This window comes from Variovorax sp. Varisp85, assembly GCF_047304045.1.
Taxonomy (GTDB): Bacteria; Pseudomonadota; Gammaproteobacteria; order Burkholderiales; family Burkholderiaceae_C; genus Variovorax.
Genome location: NZ_JBGLYN010000043.1, coordinates 18,355 through 43,805 on the forward strand (window position 1 = coordinate 18,355; position 25,451 = coordinate 43,805).

22 protein-coding genes are annotated in these 25,451 nt (G+C 67.6%); 12 read left to right on the plus strand and 10 right to left on the minus strand.

The window, feature by feature from the left end; genetic code table 11:
• Positions 1–89 precede the first annotated feature (89 nt).
• Complete coding sequence (locus tag ACCC97_RS17715) at positions 90–2,264, plus strand: malate synthase G (protein ID WP_007837673.1); 2,175 nt, start codon at positions 90–92, stop codon at positions 2,262–2,264.
• A 126-nt stretch (positions 2,265–2,390) separates the two neighbouring features.
• Positions 2,391–3,659, plus strand: a complete 1,269-nt coding sequence (locus ACCC97_RS17720) for an MFS transporter (protein ID WP_007837671.1) — start codon at positions 2,391–2,393, stop codon at positions 3,657–3,659.
• Here ACCC97_RS17720 and ACCC97_RS17725 read toward each other — a convergent pair.
• Entirely contained in the window at positions 3,649–3,780 is a 132-nt protein-coding gene (locus ACCC97_RS17725; RefSeq protein ID WP_413334130.1) for a hypothetical protein, read from the minus strand. The two genes, ACCC97_RS17720 and ACCC97_RS17725, sit on opposite strands and share 11 nt — an antisense overlap.
• 569 nt (positions 3,781–4,349) lie before the next feature.
• Between ACCC97_RS17725 and ACCC97_RS17730 the strand changes: the two genes are divergently transcribed.
• Positions 4,350–4,925: a fasciclin domain-containing protein gene (locus ACCC97_RS17730; RefSeq protein WP_413334132.1), complete on the plus strand. Its 576-nt coding sequence runs from the start codon at positions 4,350–4,352 to the stop codon at positions 4,923–4,925.
• Positions 4,926–4,959: 34 nt separating this feature from the next.
• On the opposite strand, the gene ACCC97_RS17735 is transcribed toward ACCC97_RS17730, so the two are convergent.
• Positions 4,960–5,895, minus strand: coding sequence for a LysR substrate-binding domain-containing protein (locus tag ACCC97_RS17735; protein WP_413334134.1), 936 nt, complete (start codon positions 5,893–5,895; stop codon positions 4,960–4,962).
• 82 nt (positions 5,896–5,977) lie between these two features.
• Here ACCC97_RS17735 and ACCC97_RS17740 point away from each other — a divergent pair, with 82 nt between their 5' ends.
• The 4 genes from ACCC97_RS17740 (at position 5,978) to ACCC97_RS17755 (ending at position 8,715) form a co-directional block, all read left to right on the plus strand.
• A complete protein-coding gene (locus tag ACCC97_RS17740; protein ID WP_413334136.1) occupies positions 5,978–6,301 on the plus strand; it encodes a DUF2917 domain-containing protein in 324 nt (107 codons plus the stop codon).
• A gap of 65 nt (positions 6,302–6,366) precedes the next feature.
• Positions 6,367–7,170 carry an enoyl-CoA hydratase-related protein gene (locus tag ACCC97_RS17745; protein WP_413334138.1) on the plus strand — a complete coding sequence of 268 codons (804 nt, stop codon included), beginning with the start codon at positions 6,367–6,369 and terminating at the stop codon, positions 7,168–7,170.
• Between the two features lie 55 nt (positions 7,171–7,225).
• A complete protein-coding gene (locus ACCC97_RS17750; protein WP_413334140.1) occupies positions 7,226–8,482 on the plus strand; it encodes a 6-phosphofructokinase in 1,257 nt (418 codons plus the stop codon).
• Positions 8,479–8,715 carry a cysteine-rich CWC family protein gene (locus ACCC97_RS17755; protein ID WP_007837657.1) on the plus strand — a complete coding sequence of 79 codons (237 nt, stop codon included), beginning with the start codon at positions 8,479–8,481 and terminating at the stop codon, positions 8,713–8,715. The genes ACCC97_RS17750 and ACCC97_RS17755 overlap by 4 nt, the downstream gene beginning before the upstream one ends.
• On the opposite strand, the gene ACCC97_RS17760 is transcribed toward ACCC97_RS17755, so the two are convergent.
• A complete protein-coding gene (locus ACCC97_RS17760) occupies positions 8,706–10,025 on the minus strand; it encodes a putative zinc-binding metallopeptidase (protein ID WP_413334142.1) in 1,320 nt (439 codons plus the stop codon). The genes ACCC97_RS17755 and ACCC97_RS17760 overlap by 10 nt on opposite strands.
• Before the next feature lie 131 nt (positions 10,026–10,156).
• Here ACCC97_RS17760 and ACCC97_RS17765 point away from each other — a divergent pair, with 131 nt between their 5' ends.
• From ACCC97_RS17765 to ACCC97_RS17775, 3 genes are all read left to right on the plus strand, one after another.
• The gene (locus ACCC97_RS17765; RefSeq protein ID WP_413315458.1) at positions 10,157–11,644 is read left to right on the plus strand and encodes a DHA2 family efflux MFS transporter permease subunit; all 1,488 of its coding nucleotides are present in this window, start codon (positions 10,157–10,159) and stop codon (positions 11,642–11,644) included.
• A 77-nt stretch (positions 11,645–11,721) separates the two neighbouring features.
• Positions 11,722–12,861 (plus strand): ABC transporter substrate-binding protein, encoded by a 1,140-nt coding sequence (locus ACCC97_RS17770; RefSeq protein ID WP_007837654.1) that lies wholly within the window; start codon positions 11,722–11,724, stop codon positions 12,859–12,861.
• 50 nt (positions 12,862–12,911) lie between these two features.
• The gene (locus ACCC97_RS17775) at positions 12,912–13,679 is read left to right on the plus strand and encodes a class II glutamine amidotransferase (RefSeq protein ID WP_042674183.1); all 768 of its coding nucleotides are present in this window, start codon (positions 12,912–12,914) and stop codon (positions 13,677–13,679) included.
• On the opposite strand, the gene gshB is transcribed toward ACCC97_RS17775, so the two are convergent.
• Complete coding sequence (gene gshB / locus ACCC97_RS17780; protein WP_413334143.1) at positions 13,668–14,630, minus strand: glutathione synthase; 963 nt, start codon at positions 14,628–14,630, stop codon at positions 13,668–13,670. The two genes, ACCC97_RS17775 and gshB, sit on opposite strands and share 12 nt — an antisense overlap.
• Before the next feature lie 242 nt (positions 14,631–14,872).
• Here gshB and ACCC97_RS17785 point away from each other — a divergent pair, with 242 nt between their 5' ends.
• Positions 14,873–15,301, plus strand: coding sequence for a hypothetical protein (locus tag ACCC97_RS17785; protein ID WP_007837651.1), 429 nt, complete (start codon positions 14,873–14,875; stop codon positions 15,299–15,301).
• A gap of 10 nt (positions 15,302–15,311) precedes the next feature.
• A complete protein-coding gene (locus ACCC97_RS17790) occupies positions 15,312–16,235 on the plus strand; it encodes a polysaccharide deacetylase family protein (protein ID WP_413334145.1) in 924 nt (307 codons plus the stop codon).
• A gap of 18 nt (positions 16,236–16,253) precedes the next feature.
• Here the strand turns inward: ACCC97_RS17790 and ACCC97_RS17795 are convergent, their stop codons facing one another.
• From ACCC97_RS17795 to leuS, 6 genes are all read right to left on the minus strand, one after another.
• A complete protein-coding gene (locus ACCC97_RS17795; RefSeq protein WP_413334147.1) occupies positions 16,254–18,122 on the minus strand; it encodes a potassium transporter Kup in 1,869 nt (622 codons plus the stop codon).
• A 180-nt stretch (positions 18,123–18,302) separates the two neighbouring features.
• A complete protein-coding gene (gshA, locus tag ACCC97_RS17800; RefSeq protein ID WP_007837642.1) occupies positions 18,303–19,622 on the minus strand; it encodes a glutamate--cysteine ligase in 1,320 nt (439 codons plus the stop codon).
• A 96-nt stretch (positions 19,623–19,718) separates the two neighbouring features.
• On the minus strand, positions 19,719–21,011 hold the full coding sequence (locus ACCC97_RS17805) for a glutamate-5-semialdehyde dehydrogenase (protein ID WP_007837640.1): 1,293 nt from the start codon (positions 21,009–21,011) through the stop codon (positions 19,719–19,721).
• A 79-nt stretch (positions 21,012–21,090) separates the two neighbouring features.
• Positions 21,091–22,164, minus strand: coding sequence for a DNA polymerase III subunit delta (holA, locus tag ACCC97_RS17810; RefSeq protein WP_413334149.1), 1,074 nt, complete (start codon positions 22,162–22,164; stop codon positions 21,091–21,093).
• Between the two features lie 31 nt (positions 22,165–22,195).
• Complete coding sequence (gene lptE / locus ACCC97_RS17815) at positions 22,196–22,717, minus strand: LPS assembly lipoprotein LptE (RefSeq protein WP_413334151.1); 522 nt, start codon at positions 22,715–22,717, stop codon at positions 22,196–22,198.
• 15 nt (positions 22,718–22,732) lie between these two features.
• The gene (leuS, locus tag ACCC97_RS17820; protein WP_413334153.1) at positions 22,733–25,363 is read right to left on the minus strand and encodes a leucine--tRNA ligase; all 2,631 of its coding nucleotides are present in this window, start codon (positions 25,361–25,363) and stop codon (positions 22,733–22,735) included.
• Between the last annotated feature and the right edge of the window lie 88 nt (positions 25,364–25,451).

Consider the following 25,451-nt stretch of genomic DNA (forward strand, 5'->3'; position numbering starts at 1 on the left):
CAGATAAATCCCGCCCCCGGCCCTTACTCGCCAGCAAAGTATCGAATAAAGTTCGGTTCAGGATTGCATCTTTCTCAAGGAGAAACCCCATGACCACTCGCACCACCGCCCACGGACTTCAGGTCGCGACCGAGCTCCACCGCTTCATCGAAGACAAGGTCCTGCCCGCCAGCGGCGTGGCCAGCGACGTCTTCTGGAAGGGCTTCGACGCCATCGTCAGCGACCTCGCACCGAAGAACATCGCCCTGCTCGCCGAACGCGACCGCCTGCAGACCGAGCTGGACACCTGGCACAAGAAGAATCCCGGCCCGATCGCCGACATGCCGGCTTACCGCGCCTTCCTCGAGAAGATCGGCTACCTGCTGCCGCAGCCCAAGGGCGCGAAGGCCACCACCGCGAATGTCGACTCCGAACTCGCGCTGCAGGCCGGCCCGCAGCTGGTGGTGCCGATCCTGAACGCACGCTATGCGCTCAACGCCGCCAACGCACGCTGGGGCTCGCTGTACGACGCGCTTTACGGCACCGACGCCATTTCCGAAGCCGGCGGCGCCGAGAAGGGCAAGGGCTACAACCCCGTGCGCGGCGCCAAGGTCATCGAGTTCGCGCGCAACGTGCTCGACCAGGCCGCGCCGCTGGCCAACGGCTCGCACAAGAACGCCACCGGCTACAGCGTGAAGGACGGCAAGCTCGTCGTTGCGCTGCAGAGCAGCAGCACCGGCCTGGCCGACCCCGCCCAGTTCATCGGCTACCAGGGTGATGCGGCGGCACCGTCTTCCGTGCTGCTGAAGCACAACGGCATCCATCTCGACATCCGCATCGACCGCAACACCGCCATCGGCAAGACCGACGCGGCCGGCGTGAGCGACCTCGTGCTCGAAGCCGCGCTCTCGACCATTCTCGACCTCGAAGACTCGGTGGCCGTGGTCGACGCGGCCGACAAGGTGGTCGCGTACTCGAACTGGCTGGGCATCGTCGAAGGCACGCTCACGGAAGAAGTCGCCAAGGGCGGCAAGACCTTCACGCGCGGCCTGAACCCCGACCGCGAATACACCGGCGCCAACGGCCAACCCGTGAAGCTGCACGGCCGCTCGCTCATGTTCCTGCGCAACGTGGGCCACCTGATGACCAACCCCGCCGTGCTGTATGCCGGCGGCAAGGAAATCCCCGAGGGCATCCTCGACGCCGTGGTGACCACCACCATCGCCACCATCGACCTCAAGCGCAAGGGCAACTCGCGCACCGGCAGCATCTACATCGTCAAGCCGAAGATGCACGGCCCGGCCGAAGTGGCCTTCGCCAGCGAGCTGTTCGGCCGCGTCGAGCAACTGCTGGGCCTGCCGGCCAACACCGTGAAGCTCGGCATCATGGACGAGGAGCGCCGCACCAGCGTGAACCTCAAGGCCTGCATCGCCGAAGCGGCCGCGCGCGTGGCCTTCATCAATACCGGCTTCCTCGACCGCACCGGCGACGAGATGCACACCGCCATGCAGGGCGGCCCGATGATCCGCAAGGGCGACATGAAGTCGAGTGCCTGGATCGGCGCTTATGAAAAGAACAACGTGCTGGTCGGCCTCTCGTGCGGCCTGCGCGGCAAGGCGCAGATCGGCAAGGGCATGTGGGCCATGCCCGACCTGATGGCCGCCATGCTCGAACAGAAGATCGGCCACCCCAAGGCCGGCGCCAACACCGCCTGGGTGCCCTCGCCCACCGCCGCCACGCTGCACGCGCTGCACTACCACCAGGTCAGCGTGACCGCCGTGCAGCAGGAGCTGGAGAAGATCGACGCCGATGCCGAGCGCGACAACATCCTCAATGCGCTGCTGCAGGTGCCGATCACGCCCGAGGCCAAGTGGACGCCCGAAGAGCGCCAGCAGGAAATCGACAACAACGTGCAGGGCATCCTCGGCTACGTGGTGCGCTGGATCGACCAGGGCGTGGGCTGCTCCAAGGTGCCCGACATCCACAACGTCGGCCTGATGGAAGACCGCGCGACGCTGCGCATCTCCAGCCAGCACATCGCCAACTGGCTGCTGCACGGCGTGGTGACCAAGGCGCAGGTCGACGAGACCTTCCAGCGCATGGCCAAGGTGGTCGACGAGCAGAACGCGGGCGACCCGCTGTACCAGCCGATGGCCGGCAACTTCACGACCTCGTCGGCCTACAAGGCGGCGCAGGACCTGGTGTTCAAGGGCATCGAGCAGCCGAGCGGGTATACCGAGCCGCTGCTGCATGCGTGGCGCCTGAAGGTGAAGGGCGAGGCCTGATCTGCATCCCCGGCACCCTGCCGGGGTTCAAGCGAACGAACGGCGCCCGAGGGCGCCGTTCTGCATGAGGGCCGCGTGCCGTTAGCATTCTTGGCGCCCCCTTCTCTTCCCGATCCTTCCCTTTCAATGAACACGAATGCGGCATTGCCGCCTCCGCCGCGCTGGTCAACCTCGGCCGCCGCGATGCTGGTCGCACTCGCCAGCGCCTTCGCCCTGAGCCAGGCCTTCCGCACCGTCGGCGCCATGATGGCAACGCCGCTCGCCAGTCACTTCGGCCTGACGCCACAACAGCTCGGCACCTGGGCCGGCACCTTTCACTTCATGTTCGGCATCATGCAGCTCGCGATGGGCGTGTCGATCGACATGTTCGGCGTGCGCCGTACGGTGCTGGTCGCCTTTCCGCTGGCCATCGCGGGCGCGGCGCTGTGCGCAATGGCGTCGAGCTTCGGCGCCCTGCTGCTGGGGCAGGCGCTGATCGGCGTCGGCTGCGCGCCGGCCTTCCTGGTGTGCACGGTGTTCATCGCACGGCACTTCGACGCCTCGCGCTTCACCGCCATGTCGGGACTGGTGATGAGCATGGCCGGCCTGGGCATCCTGTTCACCGGCACGCCGCTGGCCTTGCTGATCGAGGCTTCCTCGTGGCGCGCGGGGTACGCGGTGCTGGCCGGGTTCGCCGTGCTCTCGTGGATCGTCATCTTCTGGCGCGTGCACGAGCCGGTGCGTGCGGTGGACCAGGCGAGCCCGCAGGCAGTGCCGGCCGAGCGCCAGTCGCTGCGCAAGGCGGTGCGCGAGCTGCTGCCGCTGTTCGCGATGCCGCACACCCTGGGCCTGCTGTGCTTCGCCTGCGTGTCGTACGCGGCCTTCATCACGCTGCGCGGCCTGTGGCTCGGGCCGGTGTTGCACGACCGGCACGGCCTGTCGCTGGTGGCCAGCGGCAATGTCGCATTGGTCATGACCGTCGCCGGCATGCTCAGCCCGGCGCTGTTCGGCCGGATGGACCCGGGCGGCGCACGCCGCGCACACTGGATGATGGGATGTTCGTTCGCCGGCGCGCTGATGTTCGGCGCCATGGCGCTGACGCAATCGCGCGCGGTGGACATCGGCCTGCCGGTCTTCTACGGCCTGCTTTCGGGCTACAGCGTGCTGCAGTACGCCTACACCAGGAACGCCTACCCCGCTGCGATGACGGGACGCGCGATGGCGCTGCTCAACATGGCGATGTTCCTCGGCGTGTCGCTGATGCAGTGGACGACGGGCGTGGCCGCGTCGTGGGCCGTGGCGAATGGCGTCGAGCCGTTCCGCGCGGTGTTCCTCACGGTCGCGGGCATGCTGGCCGCGGGCACGCTCGCGTTCCTCGTGCTGCCGCGCGCGGCGCCGGTGCGGCTCAGCGCTTGATCGCCAGCATCAGCACGCCGCCCGCGATCATTGCGACGACGGCCTCGTCCATGTCTTCGCGCATGCCGTCAGTCTTCCTGCAGGCTGCGGGCCGCCTTCTGTAGCGCAACTTTCTGCGCACGCCGCTCGGCGCGATGCGTGCGCAGGTGGCGCCCTGCCTTCTGGTTCGATTCGCCGCGCGCCATCGCGGCCACTACAGGATTGCGAGGTGCCACGCCGGGCACCGAAAAGTAAAACCGGCCCAGACGCTTATCGTCGTCTCGGGCCTTTCGTTGAGCACTCATGTGCGCACACTCCGAAAAACAGAAAGGCCCCGGCGAATGGCTGCGCGGGGCCTTTGTCGACGGGCCTCGGGCGGGTGCATGGATGCACGTCCGGCCGGGGCGGTCGGTGTGCGGATCAGGTGTTCAGGAAACGGTTCATTGGATTGGTTTGTCGCCCGGGAGGTTGGTCGTCGCCAGGCGCGGTGAAAAGAAACAGTCGCTGAAAAACGAAGGGCGGATTTTGGCGAGCCCGCATGCGACGCGCAAGCGCCGCATGGGTGGTTGTGGCGCGAAGCCGACGCGGTGCCGTCGCGTGAATCCAGTTGCGCGGCCGCGCCGTATCCGACTCAAGCGCATCGCGCCTCCGAGCTGCTGGCGGTTTCCACAGTCACCTTCCACCAAGAACCTTTCTTTCCAGGAGCCTTCAATGAAGAAACTCATGATTGCAGTCGGCGTTTCGGTCCTGCTCGGCGCTTGCGCGAGCGGCACGGCCATGAGCGAGCGCGGCGGCGGCATGTCGTCGAACCCGATGGTCGGCGGCGCGGCGATGTACCCGACGAAGGACATCGTCGACAACGCCGTGAATTCGAAGGACCACACCACGCTGGTCGCGGCCGTGAAAGCCGCGGACCTCGTGGGCACGCTCAAGAGCCCCGGCCCGTTCACCGTGTTCGCACCGACCAACGCGGCCTTCGCTGCACTGCCGGCCGGCACGGTCGACACGCTGCTCAAGCCCGAGAACAAGCCCACGCTGAGCAAGGTGCTGACCTACCACGTGGTGCCCGGCCGGATGGATGGCCCGGCGCTGATGAGCGCCATCAACGCAGGCGGCGGCAAGGCCACGCTGAAGACCGCGAGCGGCGGCACGCTGATCGCGACGATGAGCGGCAGCAACGTGATGGTGACCGATGCCAAGGGCGGCACGGCGATGGTGACGATCGCCAACGTCTACCAATCGAACGGGGTGATCCACGTCGTGAACAAGGTGCTGCTGCCGGGTTGATCGCAACCTTCTTCAGCGCCGGCGCGACGGGCCTTCAGGTCCGCCGCGCCGCTTCCGCTTCGTCGCGCAGCCACTGCGCGAAATCCTGCGCGTCGCGGTTGCTCCCGGCGCGCTTCGACATCTCGACGAAGTAGCCGCGGCGCGACGCGGCGCCCTCGCCCAGCGGTGCGACCAGGTGGCCGTCTCTCACCAGGTCCTGCAGCAGCGGCAACCGGCCGATCACCACGCCCTGGCCCGCCACGGCCGCGGCCACCGCGTCGGCGTATTGCGTGAAGCGCAGCGTGCTCTTCATGCGCAGGTCGGCGAGCCCCATGACCTTGAGCCAGGGCTCCCAGTCGGTCGTCGGTGCTTCGCTGTGGTCCGGGTACTCGATGGTGAGCAGCGTGAGTCCCGAAAGATCCGAGGGCGCGTGCAAGGCCGCCGCGAGCTGCGGGGCACACAGCGGCACCACCGACTCCTCGAACAGCGCCGCGCCGACGCCGCGATCGATCGGCACGAAGCGCACCGCCAGGTCGATGCGGCTGCGCTCCAGGTCGAGCACGTCGAGCGTGGCCGACACGCGCACGTCGACCTGCGGATGGCTGCCGGTGAAGCGCACGAGCCGCGGAATGAGCCACAGCGATGCGAAGCCCGGCGTGGTGGTGATCGCCACCTGGCGCGGCGCGGCACTGGCGCGCACGCGCGCAGTGGCGTCGCGCAGGCGCTCCAGGCTGTCGGTGACGGCACGCTGCAGCACGCCGCCGGCCTCGGTGAGCGACAGCGCGCGGTGGCGGCGCTCGAACAGCAGCACGCCCAGGCTGGCTTCGAGCTGCTGGATCTGCCGGCTCACGGCCGACTGCGTCAGGTGCAGCTCGCCGGCCGCGAGCGTGAAGCTCAGCCGGCGCGCGGCCGCCTCGAAACTGCGCAGCAATTCGAGCGGCGGCAGCTCGCCATTCATGGCGCCGGAGGGTTTGACATTCTCTAGGCGCATGCAAAGAGTTCCGAATGACCGTGTGCAAATGAGGGACCGGCTCACTATATTCATTCGTATCACGAATGCAATGGAGCTTGCCATGAGCACCTCTTCCCCCGCTTCTTCCCGCTTCCACGTCAGCCTGCCGAAACGTTCCGTCTTCGCCGTACCCGATGGCGCGGGCGTGGGCATCGAATGCCGAAGCGGCTCGGTCTGGGTCACGCTCGACCGCGACCCGCGCGACATCGTGCTGGAGCCCGGCAATCGCTTCGAGAGCGCCGAGCACCGGCGCGTGCTGGTGTCGGCGCTGGAGGCGTCGTGCATCACCGTGTCGGATGCGCGGCCGGCCGCCATGCCTCTGTCGAAGGGCACGGGCACACGGTCGCCTTGGCGACTTCCGTCACACGGGTTGTCCCCGGCTTGACCCGGGCTCGCGTGCATCGAACCATCGATGCCCATGAGCCCCGACGCACCCACCTCCACCGCCCGATGAGCGACCAGCCCTACATCCTCCAGGAGCTGGCCGACGGCATCGCCACGCTCACGCTGAATCTTCCCGCCAAGCTCAACCCGATCGCGCGCGAGCTGCAGGTCGAACTGCGCGATGCGCTCGAGCGCATCCGCGACGACCGCGCGGTGCGCGCAGTGATCCTCACGGGCGCCGGCAAGGCCTTCTGCGTGGGCGCCGACCTGAGCGCGATGGCGCCGGGCGACGAGGGCAAGTCCCTCGGCACGCAGACGGCGGAGTGGATGCAACAGCTCAGCAATCCACTGATCGAGGCGCTGCGCACGCTGCCTGTTCCCGTGGTCGCCGCCGTCAATGGCCCCGCGGCCGGCGCCGGCGTGGGCCTTGCGCTGGCAGCCGACGTGACCATTGCCGCGCGCAGCGCGTATTTCTACCTGCCCTTTCTGCCCAAGCTCGGCATCGTGCCGGACCTAGGCTGCACCTGGGCCATTCCGCGCCGCGCCGGCCGGGCGCGCGCCATGGGCATGGCGCTGCTCGACGAGCGCGTGGGCGCGGGGCGTGCTGTGCAATGGGGCCTGATCTGGGGTTGCGTGGACGACGAGCAGTTGATGGAGGAGGCCAAGGGCATCGCGCAGCGCCTCGCCCGCCTGCCGGCGCATGCAGTGCTCGAGGCACGCGAGGCCTTCGAGGCCTCGGAGCGCCACACGCTGAAGGAGCAGCTGCACTACGAGAGCGAGCGCCAGCGCGAGCTGATCGACCGCCCGAGCTTCCGCGAAGGCGTGAGCGCCTTCCTGCAGAAACGCCCGCCGGTCTTCGAAAGCCGCTGACATCCTGTCACCCTGACACTGGCGCCTGCCGGGGGGCTGCGGGAGAATGCCGCGCATGCCCATCCTCAACGCCTTCTACGCCCAGTCGGGCGGTGTCACCTCGGTCATCAACGCGTCGGCCTGCGGCGTGATCGAGACGGCGCGAAAACATCCCGACCGCATCGGCAAGCTCTACGCGGGGCGCAACGGCATCATCGGCGCGCTGACCGAGGAGTTGATCGACACCGGCGCCGAATCGCCCGAGGCGATCGCGGCGCTGCGCAGCACGCCCTCGGGCGCTTTCGGTTCGTGCCGCTACAAGCTCAAGTCGCTCGAGAAGAACCGGCGCGAGTACGAGCGGCTGATCGAGGTGTTCAAGGCGCACGGCATCGGCTACTTCTTCTACAACGGCGGCGGCGATTCGGCCGACACCTGCTTCAAGGTGAGCCAGCTGTCGCAGTCGATGGGCTATGCGCTGCAGGCCATCCACGTGCCCAAGACCATCGACAACGACCTGCCGCTGACCGACTGCTGTCCCGGCTTCGGCTCGGTTGCGAAGTACGTGGCGGTGTCGACCATCGAGGCCTCGTTCGACGTGCGTTCGATGGCGGCAACATCGACCAAGGTGTTCGTGCTCGAAGTGATGGGGCGGCACGCGGGCTGGATCGCCGCGGCGGGCGGGCTGGCAGCGGACCAGGGCATTCCGGTGGTGGTGCTGTTCCCGGAGATCGAGTTCGACAAGCCGCGCTTCATCGCGCGCGTCGACGAACTGGTGAAGCAGCACGGGTATTGCTCGGTGGTGGTGTCCGAAGGCTGCCACCACCCCGACGGCACCTTCCTTGCCGAACAGGGCACGCGCGACGCCTTCGGCCATGCGCAGCTCGGCGGCGCGGCGCCGGTGGTGGCGCAGATGATCAAGGAAGCGCTGGGCCACAAGTTCCACTGGGCGGTGGCCGACTACCTGCAGCGCGCGGCGCGCCACATCGCCTCGGCCACCGACGTGAAGCAGGCCTACGAGCTGGGACAGCGCGCGGTGGAGCTGGCGCTCGAAGGCCGCAATGCCGTCATGCCCACCATCGAGCGCACGTCCGATGTGCCTTATGCCTACCGCCTGGGCTGCGCGTCGCTCGAATCCGTGGCCAACGTCGAGAAGCCGATGCCGCGCGATTTCATCTCGGACGATGGCTACGGCATCACCGAGCAGTGCCGGCGCTACCTGCTGCCGCTGATCGAGGGCGAGGACTACCCGGACTACAGCGGCGGGTTGCCGGTCTACGTGACGCTGCAGAACGTGGCGGTGGCGAAGAAGCTGTCGGCTTTCGAGATCGCATGACGACTTCGGCGGCGGCCACCGGCCTGATCGACGCCACGCGCTGCCCGCTGTGCGGCGAGGCGAACCGCTGCGCAATGGAAATCGAACGCGAGACGGGCCAGGCGCAGCCGCCCTGCTGGTGCATGCAGGCCGACTTCGGCAAGGCGCCGCTCACGAACCTGCCGGAAGACATGCGCGGGCTGGCGTGCATCTGCATGCGCTGCGCGACCGGCGCACCACCGGCTCAGGACTGAGCAGGGCTCTGCGATTGCCCCTGTGACTGCTCCTGTTCGTCGGGTGCGGAATCGGCCACATCGCTGGCCACCACCATCGTCGGCGCACTGCCCGGCCGCTGCTGAGTGATCACCCGGTGGATGAACTGCAGCTTGCCCACGGCCGCGTGCGGCAGCACGAAGGGGTAGTAGTCGGGCTGCCCCATGCTGCGCGACAGCTCGTTGAGCACGTTGGTGAGCAGCACCCAGCCGTTGATGAAGTCGAGGAACTTGCCGGCATCGGGAGCGCCCGGCTGCCAGAGGTCGTCGGTGGTGAAGAGGTCGCTTGCCAGCTCGACGTTGGTTGCGTCGACACCGAAGCTCATCGCGGTGTCCGCCGTATCGGCCATGTGCAGGTAGTGGGCCCAGGTTTCGGCCCAGTCTTCCCAGGGATGCGTGCTCGCGTAGCTGCTCACGAAGCGGTCGGCCCAGTCGGGCGGCGGGCCCTGTTCGTAGTGGTGCTGCAGCGCAGCGGCGTAGTCGGCGCGTTCGTCGCCGAAGAGCGCGCGGAAGTCGTCGATCCACGGCGTGGGCAGCACCAGCAGGTCCCAGTAGTAGTGGCCGACCTCGTGGCGAAAGTGGCCCAGCAGCGTGCGGTAGGGCTCGCGCATCTCGGCGCGGATGCGCTCGCGCACGGCGTCCTCGGCCTCCTCGGCATTGAGCGTGATCACGCCGTGCTGGTGGCCGGTCATCACGTGCGGGCCACCCGGCATGTTGCTCAGGAAGTCGAAGGTCAGCCCGTGCACGGGATCGGCGTGGCGGCTCACCACCGGCAGGCCGAGTGCGAGCAGCTGCGAGATGAGCCGGCGCTTGGCGGTCTCGAGCTTGCCCCAGAGTTCGCCGTTGGCTTCCACCGAAAGATCGGGAATGGTGCGGGTGACGCTGCAGGCCAGGCAGTAGCCGGGCGCGAGGCCCTGGGTGTCGTCGGGCAGGGTCTCGCCTTCGCGTGCGGCAGGCACCATCCAGCTGCAGGCGGCCGGGGTCATGAGGTTCGTGCAGCGGCGGTAGGTCTTGCCATGCGGATCGCCGAACACGGTGAAGGTGTCGGGCTGGGCGCCCTCGCCCACCGCCGGCGCGAGCGGCATCACACCGAGCCGATCGATCACGTAGCCGAGCGGCGTGTGGCAGGCCAGGCATTTGCTGTTGCGCAGGAACACGGGGCGGCCGCACTGGCAGCGGTAGGCGCGGCTCACGGTCGGCGCGGCCAGCTCGGTCGCGAGCGTGGGGGTGCCTTCCGGCTCGGCGGGGGCCGGTTGGGCGTTGGCTTGTTGTTCGTCGGGCATGGCGTCCATGTGTTGTCTCGATCTTCTTCCTGACGCTGAGGGGACAGCCGACGCATTGTGCGGGCCACCCGTCGCGCCCCCGCCCGCGCAAAGACCGATATGCTTGTAGGACGACGGACCCGAGACATTCCGCCGCCCCCATGACCTCCCCACAGACCTCCGAAGCAGCGACCACGCCGGCCCCGCCCTCCATCGGCACGCTGCGCGAACGCTATGGCGAGCGTTACCGCTGGTACCTGCTGCTGTCGGTCATGGTGGGCACGATGGCGTCGATCATGTCCTCGACCATCGTCAACGTGGCGATCCCGGGCATGAGCCACCACTTCTCGCTCGGCCAGGAACGCGCGCAGTGGGTGAGCTCCGGCTTCATGGTGGCGATGACGGTGTCGATGCTCACCACGCCCTGGCTGCTGTCGCGCTACGGCTACCGGCGCACCTACGTGGGCACCATGCTGCTGCTGCTCGCAGGCGGTATCGTGGGCGGCGTGGCCAACGACTTCTCGCTGGTGCTGCTCGCGCGCGTGGCCGAGGGGCTGGCGGCGGGCGTGGTGCAGCCCATCCCGGCCATCATCATCCTGCGCGCCTTCGAGCCGCACGAGCAGGGACGCGCGAGCGGCATCTTCGGCATGGGCGTGGTGCTGGCGCCGGCGGTGGGGCCGAGCATCGGCGGGGTGCTGGTCGACCTGTTCGGCTGGCGCTCGATCTTCTTCATGGTGGTGCCGTTCTGCCTGGCCTCGCTGTGGCTGGCCTACAAGTTCGTGCCGACCACCGCGCCGGGCGGCGTGGCCGCGGCGCGCGGCGGGGGGCTCGACGCGCGCGGGCTGGCGCTGGGCACGGTCGGCACGCTGTGCCTGCTGAACGGGCTGGTCGCGCTGCGCGGCGATTCGCCCCTGCAGGCCGGCCTGCTGCTGGCGGGCGCGCTGGTGTCGTTCGCCGCCTTCGTATGGTGGCAGCGGCGGCTCGCGGCCTCGGGCGGCACGCCGCTGATGAACCTCGCGCTGTTCCAGTACCGGCAATTCGCCATGGGCAGCGTGGTGGCCTTCATCTACGGCACGGCGCTGTTCGGTTCGACCTACCTGCTGCCGGTATACATGCAGGTGGGCCTGCATCTGTCGGCCTCGCACGTGGGCACCATCCTGCTGCCGGCGGGCATCGTGCTTGCGCTGACCATCGCCGGCGTCGGCCGGCTGGCCGACCAGCACCCGACCTGGGTACTGGTGACGATCGGCCTCGCGCTGCTGGCGGCATCGTTCGCGCTGATGATGGTGCTGCGGCTCGACAGCGCGCTGTGGCTGCTGGTGGCCTTCGCGATCATCGGGCGCATCGGGCTGGGCTTCATCCTGCCCTCGCTCAACCTGGGCTCGATGCGGCCACTGGCCAAGCCGCTGATCCCGCAGGGCGCGAGCGCCATCAACTTCGTACGCATGCTGGGCGGCGCGGCGGGCGTGAGCCTGTGCGCCATCGTTCTCGAGTGGCGGCTGGCGGCGCATGGCGATTCGCTCGCCAACCCGATGAGCAGCCCGGCGCGGCTGGCCGCCTTCGATGAGGTGTTCGCGATGCTGGCAGGGCTTTGCGCGATTGCAATCTGCGCGGCTTGGCAGTTGCGCCACCCGCCACAACAAGGGTAAGCACTCAGTACTACCTAAGACCCCATCGTTTCTAATTGTTAACAGTTGTTAAACACAGTTAGAGTGGGTCTTACATCATGCAACGCAGAAGTTTTATCGCCTCGACGGCAGTTCTCGCCGGCGGCCTCGCGCGGCTCTCGTCTGTGCAAGCCGCCGAGGCGGGGGTGAGCGACAGTGAAATCGTGCTCGGCAGCTCGGCCGTGCTGAGCGGTCCGCTCGGCTCGCAGATCAAGGTCGTGCACAACGGTGCCGCGCTGGCGTTCGATTCGGTCAACGAACAGGGCGGCGTGGGCGGACGCAAGATCAAGATGGTGGCGCTGGACGACGAGCTGAAGGCCGACAAGGCGGTGGAGAACTACGGCAAGCTGCTGAACGACCACCGCGTGTTCGCCTTCTTCGGCTGCGTGGGCTCGGGCACGACGGCCGCTGCGGCCAAGCTGCTGCAGCAGAGCGGCGCGCCCAGCGTGGGCGGCTACGGGGTGGGCGACAGCGCGCGCGAACGCGTGGCGGGCTCGGCCTACTTCGTGCGCGCCAGCAACGCACGCGAAGCACAGGCCCTGGTCGAGCACCTGGCCACCATCGGCGTGAACAAGATCGCCATCGCCCACCTCGACAACCCCGGCGGCGCCGAGGCGGTCAAGCTGATCGAGGCGGCCATGGCCCCCCGCAAGCTCGCGCCGACGGCCACGGTCATGGTCAAGGGCGACGGCTCGAACGCCGCCGCCGCCGGCAAGGCGCTGGCCGACAGCCAGTCCCAGGCCATCCTGATGTACCTGGCCGGCACCGTGGCGGGCGAGGTGATCAAGGCCACCTACGACGCCGGCAGCAAGCCAATGTTCTATGGCATGTCGATCGTGCCGGGCGAGGTCACGGCCAAGGTGGTGCCCCTGCAGGCGGGCGGCCTGGCGATCTCGCAGGTCATGCCCTATCCCTGGGGCGAGGTTGAAACCGTGACGCGCGACTATCGCCGGCTGGCCGAGCGGGCGCAGGTGCCGGTGGGCTACGGCAGCTTCGAGGGCTACCTGAACGCACTGGTGATGATCGAGGCGCTCAAGCGCACCGGCCGCGACCTGACGCGCGCGCGCCTGCATGCGACGCTGCGCGCGCTCAAGCTGCGCCTGGCCGGCATGGACATCGATTTCTCGACCGGCGGCACCACCGGCTCGCGCTTCATCGAGATGGTGCGCGTCACGCCCGAAGGCCGCTTCGTGCGCTGAAAGGGCGAGCGGATTCGCCAAGCGGCTGGCGCTCGCGCTTTAATGGCGCCATGTGCCAATTGCTTGGAATGAATTGCAACACGCCCACGGACGTGACCTTCAGCTTCACCGGCTTCGCTCAACGCGGCGGCCGCACCGATCATCACGCCGATGGCTGGGGCATCGCGTTCTTCGAGGACCGCGGGCTGCGCCACTTCGTCGATCACCAGCCGGCGTGCGAATCGCCGGTGGCGGAGCTGATCCGGCGCTACCCCATACAGAGCCGCAACGTCATCGCGCACATCCGCAAGGCGACGCAGGGCGAGGTCAACCTGCAGAACTGCCACCCGTTCGTGCGGGAGCTCTGGGGGCGCTACTGGGTGTTCGCCCACAACGGCGACCTGAAGGAATTCCGCCCGCGCCTGCACGGCAACTTCCATCCGGTGGGCAACACCGACAGCGAGCACGCCTTCTGCTGGATCATGCAGGAGCTGGCCAAGTCGCATGCGGGCGTGCCGAGCATCGATGAGCTGACGCTCACGCTGCGCGAACTGGCACCGCAGCTCGCGGCGCACGGCACCTTCAACTTCATGCTGTCCAACGGGCAGGCGCTGTGGGCGCATGCCTCGACCAACCTCTGGTACGTGGAGCGCCGCCACCCCTTCGTGACGGCGCAGTTGTCGGACGAAGACCTGGAGATCGACTTCGCACGGCACACCACGCCCAACGACCGCGTGGCCGTGGTCGTGACCGCACCGCTGACCACCAACGAAACATGGACGCAGTTCACGCCAGGCGAACTGCATGTGTTCGTGGACGGTCAGCGCTCAGTGCGCTGAAGCCCGGGCCAGGTGCGCCTCGAGCGCATCGACGAACATCGCCGGCACGTCGAAGCCCGTCTGCTCGGTGATTTCCTGGAAGCAGGTCGGGCTGGTCACGTTGATCTCGGTGACCGAGTCGCCGATCACGTCGAGCCCGATCAGCAGCAGACCGCGCGGCGCGAGCGTGCGCCCCACGGTCTCGGCGATCTCGCGATTGCGCGCCGTGAGCGGCTGCGCCACGCCCTTGCCGCCGGCCGCCAGATTGCCGCGCACCTCGGTGCCCTGCGGAATGCGCGCCAGCACGAAAGGCGCCGGCTCGCCCGCGATGATCAGGATGCGCTTGTCGCCCTGTACCACTTCCGGCACGAAGCGCTGCACCATGATCGTTTCGGCGCCGTCCTTGTTGAGCGTCTCGACGATGGAGCCGAGGTTCAGCGCGTCCTGCTTCACGCGGAAGATGCCCATGCCGCCCATGCCGTCGAGCGGCTTCAGGATGATGTCGCCGTGCTCCGCGTGGAAGTCGCGCACCGCCTGCGCGCTGCGCGTGACCAGCGTGGGCGTGATGAACTGCGGAAACTCCATGATCGCGAGCTTCTCGGGGTGGTCGCGCAGCGCACGCGGCGAGTTCACCACCTGCGCACCCTCGCGCTCGGCCTGCTCAAGCAGGTGCGTGGCATAGATGTATTCGGCGTCGAAGGGCGGGTCCTTGCGCATCAGCACGGCGTCGAAATCCTTCAGCGCCTTGGCCTCGGTGATGTCGACGGCGTACCAGTCCCGGGCGTGCCCGGTCAGCGTGATCTGCTGCACCGTGGCCGTGACCACGCCACCCGATTTCCACTGGATGTCCTGCGGCAGGCAGGCGGCGATGCGATAACCGCGGCGCTGCGCCTCGCGCATCATCGAGAAGGTCGTGTCCTTGTAGATCTTGAAGTGATCGAGCGGATCGGCGACGAAGAGGATGTTTTTCATCAGGCGTTCTTTCTTGCGGTGCCGGGGTACGGTGGCCAATGGCATGGGATATCGGGCGCGATGTTGCCGGAAGCGGCGATGTCCTTGCCGGCGGGGGCTTTTTCCCCTCTTGAATCCGCAGCACCGGACGATTGTGCCGGGAGCCCGCAATCGCAGGATTGTCAACAATCCCGGCCTCGTAACGTCAACCATCCGGCACGGGAATTGCATGAATCCGGCTCCGACAACTACCGGAGAACCTCGTGGAGACATCCGTTTCGCAGGGCAGCCCTGCTCCCGATCCCGCCGCCGTGGTCGACGAATTCCTTCGCCTGGTGATGATCCCGGACCCGCAGTCGGCCTCCCGCTTCACCGCGCCCGACATCCGCATCCGCTTCACCGGCAACCGCCCGATGAAGGCGCCCGGCGACACCTCGGCCTTCAACGCGAAGCGCTATGCATGGGTCAAGAAGAAGATCGAGCGCACCGAAACGGTGGCTGGCGGCACGCCCGAGGAAACGGTGGTCTACAGCCTCGGCACGCTCTACGGTGCATGGCCCGACGGCACGGCCTTCGAAGGCAATCGCTATGTCGACCGTTATGTGGTGCGCCACGGCCTGATCGTGCAGATGGACGTCTGGAACGACAGCGCCGAATGGCTGCTGGTGCGCGCCGGCCTCGCCGTGCTGTGAGGCCAGCGGCATGACGACGCGCTGGCCCGACCGGCTCCCCACGCACGATCGCTTCGACTACCGGCCCATCACGCGGCGGCCCGACTATGTCTGGCCGAACGGCGCGCGGCTGGCGGTGTACATCGGCTTCAACGTCGAGCACTTCGCCTTCGGCGACGGGCTGGGCGCATGCATCGGCCCGGCCTCGCCGCAGCCCGACGTGCTCAACCACGGCTGGCGCGAGTACGGCAACCGCGTCGGTGCGTGGCGCTGCCTCGAACTGTTCGACGCGCTCGCGCTGCCCACAGGCGCGCTCGTCAACACCGCGCTGTACGACCACTGCCCCGAGTTGGTCCAGGCGCTGGTGGCGCGCGGCGACGAACTGATCGGCCACGGCCACAGCAATGCCGAGCGCCAGGGCGTGCTCGACGAGGAGCACGAGCGCGCACTGCTGCTGCGCTGCCGCGAGCGCATGCTGCGCGAAAGCGGGCAGGCGCCCACCGGCTGGCTCTCGCCATGGATCTCCGAAAGCGTCCTCACGCCCGACCTGCTGGCCGAAACCGGCTACGGCTACACCCTCAACTGGTGCCACGACGACCAGCCGCTGCGCATGCGCACGCGCGGTGGCGGTTCGCTGTGGTCGGTGCCGTACCCGCAGGAACTCAACGACATCCCGATGATCGTCGGCCGCCTGATGGACGCGAAGGACTTCAGCGCCATGGTGATCGACAACTTCGAGGAAATGCTTGACCAGTCGCGCGCGCAGCCGCTGGTGATGGGCCTGGCGCTGCATCCGTACATCGTCGGGCAGCCGTACCGGCTGAGACACCTGCGCACCGCGCTCGCGCGCCTGGCGCAGGCGCGCGAGCGAGGCGATGTCTGGTTCACCACGCCGGGCGCGATCGCCTCGCATGTGGCGAGGCTCGAGAGGGATCGGCCCGGGGAGTTCGGCTGAGGCGCACCGCGCCAGGCCTCAGATCTCGATCTTCGACCCCAGCTCCACCACCGCGTTGTTCGGCAGCCCCAGGAACGCCGCCGCTCCGCTCGCGTTGTGGTGCATCTGCGCGAACAGCTTCTCGCGCCACGGCGCCATGCCGCTGCCGAGCGTGGGGATGACCACGTCGCGCGACAGGAAGTAGCTGGTCGTCATCTGTTCCAGCTGGCAGCCGCGCATGCGCGCGTTTTCGAGTGCGCGCGGCAGGTCGATGTCGTTCTTGAAGCCGTAGTGCACCATGATCTGCCAGCAGTGGTGGCCGAGCGCCTCGATCTCGATGCGCTTGTCCATCGGGATCCATGGCACCTCGTGGTTGCGCACGGTCACGAACATGTTCTGCTCGTGCAGCACCTTGTTGTGCTTCAGGTTGTGCAGCAGCGCGTTGGGCACGGTGCCCGGCTCGGCCGTGAGGAACACCGCCGTGCCGTCCACGCGTGCCGGCGGGCTCACGAACACCGAGCCGAGAAAGGACTTCAGGTCGATCGCATCGGCATGCTGCGCCTCGCCCATCAGGCGGCGGCCTTCCTTCCACGTGATCATCAGCGTGAAGACGAAGCCGCCGATCAGCAGCGGGAACCAGCCGCCTTCGAACAGCTTGAGCAGGTTCGACGCGAAGAACAGGAAGTCGACGACGAAGAAGACCGCGGTCGACGCGATGCACAGCGCCAGCGGCAGCTTCCACGCATAGCGGATCACGAAGAAGGTCAGCACCGTGGTGATCAGCATGTCGGTGGTCACGGCGATGCCGTAGGCCGCGGCCAGGCTGCTCGACGAGCGGAACATGACCACCGCCAGCACGATGGCCACGAACAGGCCCCAGTTGACCAGCGGGATATAGATCTGGCCCGCCGTACGCACGCTGGTGTGCTCGATGTTCAGGCGCGGCAGGTAGCCCAGCTGGATGACCTGGCGCGTGACGCTGAAGGCGCCCGTGATCAGGGCCTGCGACGCGATCACGGTGGCCGCGGTGGCCAGCAGCACCAGCGGGATGAGCGCCCATTCGGGCGCCATCATGAAGAACGGGTTCTTCACCGCCTCGGGGTTCTCCAGCAGCAGCGCGCCCTGGCCGAAGTAGTTGAGCGTGAGCGCCGGCATCACCACCGAGAACCACGCGATGCGGATCGGGCTCTTGCCGAAGTGCCCCAGGTCGGCGTACAGCGCCTCGGCGCCGGTCACGCACAGCACGGTGGCGCCCAGCAGGATGAAGCTGGTGCCGGGGTTGTCCCACATGAACTTCAGCGCGTAGAACGGATTCAGCGCCTTCAGGATCTCGGGGTGGTGCAGGATCTGGGACACGCCGAGCACGGCGATCGCCAGGAACCACGCCAGCGTGATCGGCCCGAAGAACTTGCCGATGCCTGCCGTGCCGCGCTTCTGCACCACGAACAGGCAGAACAGCACGACCAGCGTGAGCGGAATGACGTAGTGCGTGAAGTGTGGCGACACCACCTCCAGGCCCTCGACCGCCGAGAGCACCGAGATGGCCGGGGTGATGACCCCGTCGCCATAGAAAAGCGAGGTGCCGAAGATGCCGACCACCAGCAGCACGTGGCGCAGCCTGGGCTTGTCGGCCACCGCGCGGGAGGCCAGCGCGAGCATGGCGACGAGGCCGCCTTCGCCTTCGTTGTCGGCGCGCAGCACGAGCACGACGTACTTGATGGAGACGATGACGGTGAGCGTCCAGAAGAACATCGAGAGGATGCCGTAGACGTTCCCGACGGTGAACGGCACATGGCCGTGGCCGAACACTTCCTTGACGGCATACAGCACGCTGGTGCCGATGTCGCCATAGACGACGCCGATGGCGCCGACGATCAGGCCGGCTGAGAGATTTTTGGGGGCTGACACGAGGTCGATGGGAAAAGGACAGGCTGCTGGAATCGACGCGTCAGACACGCCAGGGTGCGACACGGGGGAACTTTAGTTCACCATTGTCACCCCTCCCGCCCTTTTGTTTCCGTTGCTGTGGGGCCGCTATTTTGCCGCTGCTTGCGACCGGCGCAAGCCGCCGCCAGCCACCCCGGGAAATCATTCGTAGATTTCGGCGTCCGGATCGGTCGCTTCCATTTCGTAGCTGGCGGCCACCATGGCCAGCCGGCCCACCACGCCGTACATGTAGAAGCGGTTCGGGGCACTGGCGCCAGGCTTGGCACCGGGCTGAGGCAAGTGCGCACTTTCAGAGAAAGCCAGCGGCACGAAGCTCGCGCCCGGCAGCTTCAGGTTCTCGTCGGCGGCGCGCTCGGCATGCACGCGGTAGAAGCCGCCCACCACGTAGCGATCCATCATGTAGACCACCGGTTCGGCCACGCCGTTGTGCACGCGCTCGTTGGTCAGCACGCCTTCCTGCACGATCAGCTCGGTGGGGTCGCGCAGATCGCGGCTGGCGCCCGGCCTGGCAGCGGGAATGCCGGCCGCAGCGCGGGGCTTGCCGATCAGCGCCTCCACGTCCTTGGCGTCGCGCACCGTCACCACGCCCGGACTGCCGCTGCCGCTGTGGCCGCCCTTGACGACCACAAACGGCTTCTCGTTGATGCCGTATTCCTTGTATTTGCGGCGCACCTTGGTCAGCACCGCGTCCACATGGCTGGTCAGCACGTCGATGCCGCGGCCCTCGGCCACGTCCACGCCTTCGGCGCGCGCATAGATCGGGTTGATGAGCCAGGGGTCGATGCCCAGCAGCTTGCCGAAGCGCTTGGACAGCTCCTCGTAGCTGTGCAGGTGGTTGCTCTTGCGGCGCACCGACCAGCCTGCATGTAGCGGCGGCAGCAGATACTGCTCGTGCAAGTCTTCGAGGATGCCAGGCGTTCCTGCAGAAAGCTCGTTGTTGAGGAGAATTGTGCAGGGATCGAAGTTCTTCAACCCCAGGCGGCGCTTGCTGCGCACCACCGGCTCGAGCGTCACGGTGTCGCCGTTGGGCAACTCGATCTTCTTGGAAGTCTTGATGGCGGGGTCGATGGACCCGATGCGCACATTGAGCCCCGCCATATGGAAGATGCGCACCAGTTGCGCAACGTTGGCGAGATAAAAGGTGTTCTTGGAGTGATTTTCCGGAATGACGAGCAGGTTGCGCGCTTCCGGACAGATCTTCTCGATGGCCGCCTGCGCGGCCTGCACCGCCAGCGGCAGCATTTCCTTGGTGAGGTTGTTCCAGCCGCCCGGGAACAGGTTGGTGTCGACCGGGGCCAGCTTGAAGCCGGCGTTGCGGATGTCGACGGCGCTGTAGAACGGCGGCGTGTGCTCCATCCACTCGAGCCGGAACCAGCGCTCGATGGCAGGCATCGAGTCGAGCACCCGCTGCTCCAGTTCGTTGATCGGGCCGGTCAGGGCGGTGACGAGATGCGGAACCATGCGGGCGGCCTTGTTGGTTTTGTGCTTAAAGGTAGAGCGGAATTGTAGGAATTGGGGGTGCCCATCCCGAAGACAAGACCACGACAGCGGCGCGCATCAGGTCCGCACTTCGCCTTGGCCCAGCACCACGTACTTGAGCGAGGTCAGCCCTTCGATCCCCACCGGTCCGCGCGCATGGAACTTGTCGGTGCTGATGCCGATTTCGGCGCCCAGACCGAACTCGAAACCGTCCGCGAAGCGTGTGCTCGCATTGACCATCACGCTGGCCGAATCAACCTCGCGCAGGAAGCGCTGCGCATGCACGTGGTCGCGCGTGACGATGGCGTCGGTGTGGTGGCTCGAATAGCGGTTGATGTGCGCAATGGCCTCGTCCACGCCAGCCACCACCTTGATGCTGATGACGGCGGCCAGGTATTCCTCGGACCAGTCGGATTCGACCGCATCGACCACCCTGGCTTTCGGATCGATCGCACCGTCGGCGCGCAGGATGGCGGCGGCGGCCGGGTCGCAGCGCATTTCCACACCCTTGGCCGCGAAGATGGCGGCGATCTCGGGCAGGAAGTCGTCGGCCACCGAGGCCGACACCAGCAGGCCTTCGGCGGCATTGCAGGGGCTGTACTTCTGGGTCTTGGCGTTGTCGACGATACGCAGCGCCATGTCGAACTCGGCCGTATCGTCCACGTAGACGTGGCAGTTGCCGTCCAGGTGCTTGATGACCGGCACCTTGGCGTCGCGGCTGATGCGCTCGATCAGGCCCTTGCCGCCGCGCGGAATGATCACGTCGACGAACTCGGGCATGGCGATCAGCTGGCCGACGGCTTCGCGGTCGGTGGTCTGTACCAGCTGCACCGCATCGACCGGCAGGCCGGCTTCGGCCAGCGCCTCGGACACCAGGAGCGCCAGCGCCTTGTTCGACTCGATGGCTTCCGAGCCGCCGCGCAGGATGGCCGCGTTGCCGCTCTTGATGGCCAGGCTCGCGGCCTCGATGGTCACGTTGGGGCGGCTCTCGTAGATCATGCCGAAGACGCCGATCGGCACGCGCATCTGGCCCACGCGGATGCCGCTGGGCTGCTGCTTCATGCCGATGATCTCGCCGATCACGTCGGCCATGCCGGCGAGTTGCTCGCAGCCGAGCGCCACGGTCTCGATGACCTTGGGCGTGAGCTTGAGGCGGTCCACCATCGGCGCCGAGAGGCCGGCGGCCGTGGCGCGCTCGAGGTCCTTCTGGTTGGCTACGGCCAGCACCGGGCCGGCTTCGCGCAGGCGCCGGGCCAGCGCCTTCAATGCCTTGTTTTTGGTGGCTGCATCCGCACGGGCCATGAGGAATGCAGCGGCTTTGGCTTGCAGACCCAGGGTCTGCATGTGCTCGCTGACGTTGAACGCATTCATGTGTTCATTTTCCCACGCCGACCTGTGACCCGGCTTACACGGGCCTTTTGATGGCTGGAGCCATCGTGCGCGGGCCGAGTCAGGCGCGTCGCGGAGCGGTCGCCGCGCTGCTGCAGGCGCGGCACAGCATCAGCGCCAGCCGCTGCAGGGCCTGCCAGCCGCTGGCGGGCCAGTCGGGCTGCCTCAGGCCCTTCACGATGCCGTCCACCACGTGCGCCGCGCGCAGCAGCCGGGCCAGCATGCGGTCGTCCAGGCGCGGCAGCACGCGCTCGAAGGCGCGCTCGCGCGGGCCCCAGATGCGGTTCTCGCGCAGCGCCATCGGCAGCGGGCGCCCCGAGGCCATGGCGTCCTTCACGCGCTTGAGCGCACGGATGTCCTCCGCGATCGTGTAGTGCACCAGCACCTCGGCCTCGCCCTCGGCCTGCAGGCCGTCGAGCATGCGCGCCACGCGCTGCGGATTGCCGGCCAGCACGGCTTCGGACAGCTTGAACACGTCGTAGCGCGCCACGTTGTTGACCGCAGCCTCGACCTGCTCCCAGCTCAGCTCGCCGGCCGGGTGCAGCAGCGCGAGCTTCTGGATTTCCTGGTGCGCGGCGAGCAGGTTGCCCTCCACGCGATCGGCGAAGAACTGCAGCGTGCGCTGGCCTTCGTCGCCGGGCATCACGCGCTGGCCCTGCTGGCCCAGGCGCTGCGCGATCCATTGCGGCAGCGCGTTGCGCTCGATCGGGTCGACCTGGATGCTCGCACCGTTGTTCTCCAGCGCCGAGAACCAGGCGCCGGTGCGCGTGGCCTTGTCCAGCCGCGGCAGCATCACGAGCGTGAGCGTGCTGTCGTTGCCCGGCGCAGCCTCGGCCAGCTGCTGAAGCGCCGCGCTGCCGTCCTTGCCGGGCTTGCCCGAGGGAATGCGGATCTCGACGATCTGCTTGTCGGCGAACAGCGAGAGCGAGCCCCCGGCCGCAAGCACCGCGCTCCAGTCGAAGTGCGCGCCGGCCACGGTGTACGAGCTGCGCTCGGTGTAGCCCTGCGCACGCGCGGCGGTGCGGATGGCGTCGGCCGCCTCCTGCGCGAGCAACGGCTCGTCGCCGTGGATCGTGTAGAGCGGCTTCAGGCCCTTCTGCAGGTGGGCCCCGAGCTGGGCGCTGGCGAGTTGCATGGCAATCGAATGGAGGCCGGAGCGCGCGGCCTCAGAGTTCCTTGACGGCGGCCAAGCGGCGCATCAGCTGCTGCGCGATATCCGCCTGCATGTCGCGGAACAGCAGATCGGCCTCGCCTTCCTTGGCCAGCGCATTGGTTTCGTTGAAGCTCAGGTCGCGCGTCTGCGAAACCTCGGAGGCCGGCAGCAGATCCTTGCCGCCCGGCGTGCGCAGGCGGAAGCGCACGCGCAACTGCAGCTGCAACTCGCGCACGAGGCCGGCCGAATTGGTCGAGATCACGAAGCGGTTGCGGTCCTCGCCGAGGATCTCGAGCACCACGTCGGCGGTGGAGGACTGGTCGGCCGGCACCAACGTCACCGAGCCGGTAGCCCGCAGCTCGCGCCGGATCTGGTTGATCATGGCCGAGTTGCCCGACACCGACAGCGTCTTGAACGCAAAGACCGGCGCCTTGCGCAGCTCGAAGCCGCAGCCCGCCAGGCAGAGCGATGCGCCCGCCGCCGTCAGCCCGAGAAGAAAGCCGCGGCGCGGCAGCGAGACATTGCGAGTGTTCATGCTTGCTTGAGTCGTTCAGAGAACCACGTTGACCAGGCGGCCGGGAACCACGATCACGCGCTTGGGCGGAGCGCCTTCGGCGAAGTTGACGAAGTCGTCGCAGGCGAGTGCGAGCTTCTCGATCTCGTCCTTCGAAGCGCCGGCCGGCACGCTGAGCTTGCCGCGCAGCTTGCCGTTGACCTGCAGCATCAGTTCGATCTCGTCCTGCACCAGCGCGCCGACATCGACCGTGGGCCAGGCCGCGTCGAGCAGGCCGCCCAGGTCCTTGTCGTAGCCGAGTTCGTTCCAGAGCTGCTGGGCGATGTGCGGCGTGGCCGGGTAGAGGCAGCGCAGCAGGATGCCGAAGCCTTCGCGCAGCGCGGCCGCGTCGCCGGTGCTGCCGTCGGGCTTGAAGCCCTCCAGCGCGTTGAGCAGCTTCATCGCGCCCGACACCACGGTGTTGTATTGCATGCGCTGGTAGTCGTAGTCGACCTGGCGCAGCACGGTGTGCACCTCGCGGCGCAGCGCCTGGGCGGACTTGCCGAAGCTCTGGCCCTCGATCGCGACCGGCGCCACGTCCGCCTGCGCCACGCCGAAGTTCCACACGCGGCGCAGGAAACGGTAGCTGCCTTCGACGGCCGCGTCGTTCCACTCGAGCGTGGCCTCGGGCGGCGCGGTGAACATGGTGTACAGGCGCGCGGTGTCGGCGCCGTACTTCTCGATCAGGTCCTGCGGGTCGACGCCGTTGCGCTCGCTCTTGCCCATCTTGCCGACGCCGCCGTACTCGACCTTCGTGCCGTCGGCCAGCGTGCCGCCGGTGATGCGGCCCTGCGCGTCGAGCACCGCCGTGACTTCGAGGGGCGGGAAGTAGTCCTTGCCGCCCTTCTCGTTGCGCTTGTAGAAGATGTGGTTGAGCACCATGCCCTGCGTGAGCAGCTTGCTGAAGGGCTCGTCGGCCTTCACCAGGCCGAGGTCGCGCATCACCTTGGTCCAGAAGCGCGCGTACAGCAGGTGAAGAATCGCATGCTCGATGCCGCCGATGTACTGGTCCATCGGCATCCAGTAGTCGGCGCCGCCGGCCACCATGGCGTCGTCGTTCTTCGGGTCGCAGTAGCGCATGAAGTACCACGAGCTGTCCACGAAGGTGTCCATCGTGTCGGTCTCGCGCCGCGCGGCCTTGCCGCACACGGGGCAGGTCACACCGGCGTGGAAGCCCTCGTGCTTGTTCAGCGGGTTGCCCGAGCCGTCGGGCACGCAGTCGGTCGGCAGCACCACGGGCAGGTCCTTCTCGGGGACCGGCACCGCGCCGTGCTCTTCGCAATGGATGATCGGGATCGGCGTGCCCCAGTAGCGCTGGCGGCTCACGCCCCAGTCGCGCAGGCGCCAGGTGGTCTGCAGCTCGCCCAGGTCCTTCTGGCCCAGTGCGTGCGCCACGGCGGCCACGGCCTCCTTGTAGGTCATGCCGCTGAAGTTGTCGGAGTTGATGGTCACGCCGCGCTGCTTGTCGGCGTACCAGTCCTGCCACTTGTGATAGTCGAAGTGCGGCTCGTCGTCGACCAGCACGACCTGGATGATCTCGATGCCGTACTTGTTGGCGAAGGCGAAGTCGCGCTCGTCATGCGCGGGCACGCCCATCACGGCGCCGTCGCCATAGCCCATGAGCACGTAGTTGCCGACCCACACCGGCACCTGCTCCTCGGTGATCGGATGCATCACCGTGAGGCCGGTGGGCACGCCCTTCTTCTCCTGCGTGGCGAGTTCGGCCTCGGTGGTGCCGCCGGCCTTGCACTCCTCGATGAAGGCCGCGACCTTCGGATCGAGCGTGGCGGCGTGTGCGGCCAGCGGATGCTCGGGCGCGACGGCGCAGAAGGTCACGCCCATGATGGTGTCGGCACGCGTGGTGAACACGTACATGCGGCCGTCCTGGATGAGCTTGCCGTCGGCGCCATGGATGTCATGCGTGAAGGCGAAGCGCAGGCCCTCGCTCTTGCCGATCCAGTTCTCCTGCATCAGCTTGACGCGCTCGGGCCAGCCCGGCAGCTTGTGCTGGGTGTGTTCGAGCAGCTCTTCGGCGTAGTCGCTGATCTTCAGGTAGTAGCCAGGGATCTCGCGGCGCTCGACCGTGGCGCCGGTGCGCCAGCCCTTGCCGTCGATCACCTGCTCGTTGGCCAGCACGGTCTGGTCGACCGGGTCCCAGTTGACGACCTGGGTCTTGCGGTAGGCGATGCCCTTCTCGAGCATCTTCAGGAACAGCCACTGGTTCCACTTGTAGTAGCTCGGATCGCAGGTGGCGATCTCGCGGCTCCAGTCGATCGCCAGGCCCATGGCCTGGAGCTGGCCGCGCATGTAGTCGATGTTCTCGTAGGTCCACTTGGCCGGCGGCACCCCGTTCTTCAGCGCCGCGTTCTCGGCCGGCAGGCCGAAGGCGTCCCAGCCCATGGGCATCAGCACGTTGTAGCCGCTCATGCGCAGGTAGCGCGTGAGCATGTCGTTGATGGTGTAGTTGCGCACGTGGCCCATGTGCAGCTTGCCGCTGGGGTACGGCAGCATCGAGCAGGCGTAGTACTTCTTGCGGCTCGCGTCCTCGGTGACGCGGTAGGCATCGGCGGCGCTCCATTGCGCCTGGGCAGCGGACTCGACGTCGCTGGGTTTGTAGCTGGGATTCATGACGGGTTCGGCAAGACCCGGCGCGGGGTGGCCGGGGAGGACGGATTATCGCGCCGGACTAGACTCGCTCCCCAGCTTGCCGCCTCAT

Coding starts and splice junctions, on each gene's coding strand:
- ACCC97_RS17715 (WP_007837673.1), top strand. CDS start 90: ATGACCACTCGCACCACCGCCCACGGACTTCAGGTCGCGACCGAGCTC.
- ACCC97_RS17720 (WP_007837671.1), top strand. CDS start 2,391: ATGAACACGAATGCGGCATTGCCGCCTCCGCCGCGCTGGTCAACCTCG.
- ACCC97_RS17730 (WP_413334132.1), top strand. CDS start 4,350: ATGAAGAAACTCATGATTGCAGTCGGCGTTTCGGTCCTGCTCGGCGCT.
- ACCC97_RS17735 (WP_413334134.1), bottom strand. CDS start 5,895: ATGCGCCTAGAGAATGTCAAACCCTCCGGCGCCATGAATGGCGAGCTG.
- ACCC97_RS17740 (WP_413334136.1), top strand. CDS start 5,978: ATGAGCACCTCTTCCCCCGCTTCTTCCCGCTTCCACGTCAGCCTGCCG.
- ACCC97_RS17745 (WP_413334138.1), top strand. CDS start 6,367: ATGAGCGACCAGCCCTACATCCTCCAGGAGCTGGCCGACGGCATCGCC.
- ACCC97_RS17750 (WP_413334140.1), top strand. CDS start 7,226: ATGCCCATCCTCAACGCCTTCTACGCCCAGTCGGGCGGTGTCACCTCG.
- ACCC97_RS17755 (WP_007837657.1), top strand. CDS start 8,479: ATGACGACTTCGGCGGCGGCCACCGGCCTGATCGACGCCACGCGCTGC.
- ACCC97_RS17760 (WP_413334142.1), bottom strand. CDS start 10,025: ATGGACGCCATGCCCGACGAACAACAAGCCAACGCCCAACCGGCCCCC.
- ACCC97_RS17765 (WP_413315458.1), top strand. CDS start 10,157: ATGACCTCCCCACAGACCTCCGAAGCAGCGACCACGCCGGCCCCGCCC.
- ACCC97_RS17770 (WP_007837654.1), top strand. CDS start 11,722: ATGCAACGCAGAAGTTTTATCGCCTCGACGGCAGTTCTCGCCGGCGGC.
- ACCC97_RS17775 (WP_042674183.1), top strand. CDS start 12,912: ATGTGCCAATTGCTTGGAATGAATTGCAACACGCCCACGGACGTGACC.
- gshB (WP_413334143.1), bottom strand. CDS start 14,630: ATGAAAAACATCCTCTTCGTCGCCGATCCGCTCGATCACTTCAAGATC.
- ACCC97_RS17790 (WP_413334145.1), top strand. CDS start 15,312: ATGACGACGCGCTGGCCCGACCGGCTCCCCACGCACGATCGCTTCGAC.
- gshA (WP_007837642.1), bottom strand. CDS start 19,622: ATGGTTCCGCATCTCGTCACCGCCCTGACCGGCCCGATCAACGAACTG.
- ACCC97_RS17805 (WP_007837640.1), bottom strand. CDS start 21,011: ATGAATGCGTTCAACGTCAGCGAGCACATGCAGACCCTGGGTCTGCAA.
- holA (WP_413334149.1), bottom strand. CDS start 22,164: ATGCAACTCGCCAGCGCCCAGCTCGGGGCCCACCTGCAGAAGGGCCTG.
- lptE (WP_413334151.1), bottom strand. CDS start 22,717: ATGAACACTCGCAATGTCTCGCTGCCGCGCCGCGGCTTTCTTCTCGGG.
- leuS (WP_413334153.1), bottom strand. CDS start 25,363: ATGAATCCCAGCTACAAACCCAGCGACGTCGAGTCCGCTGCCCAGGCG.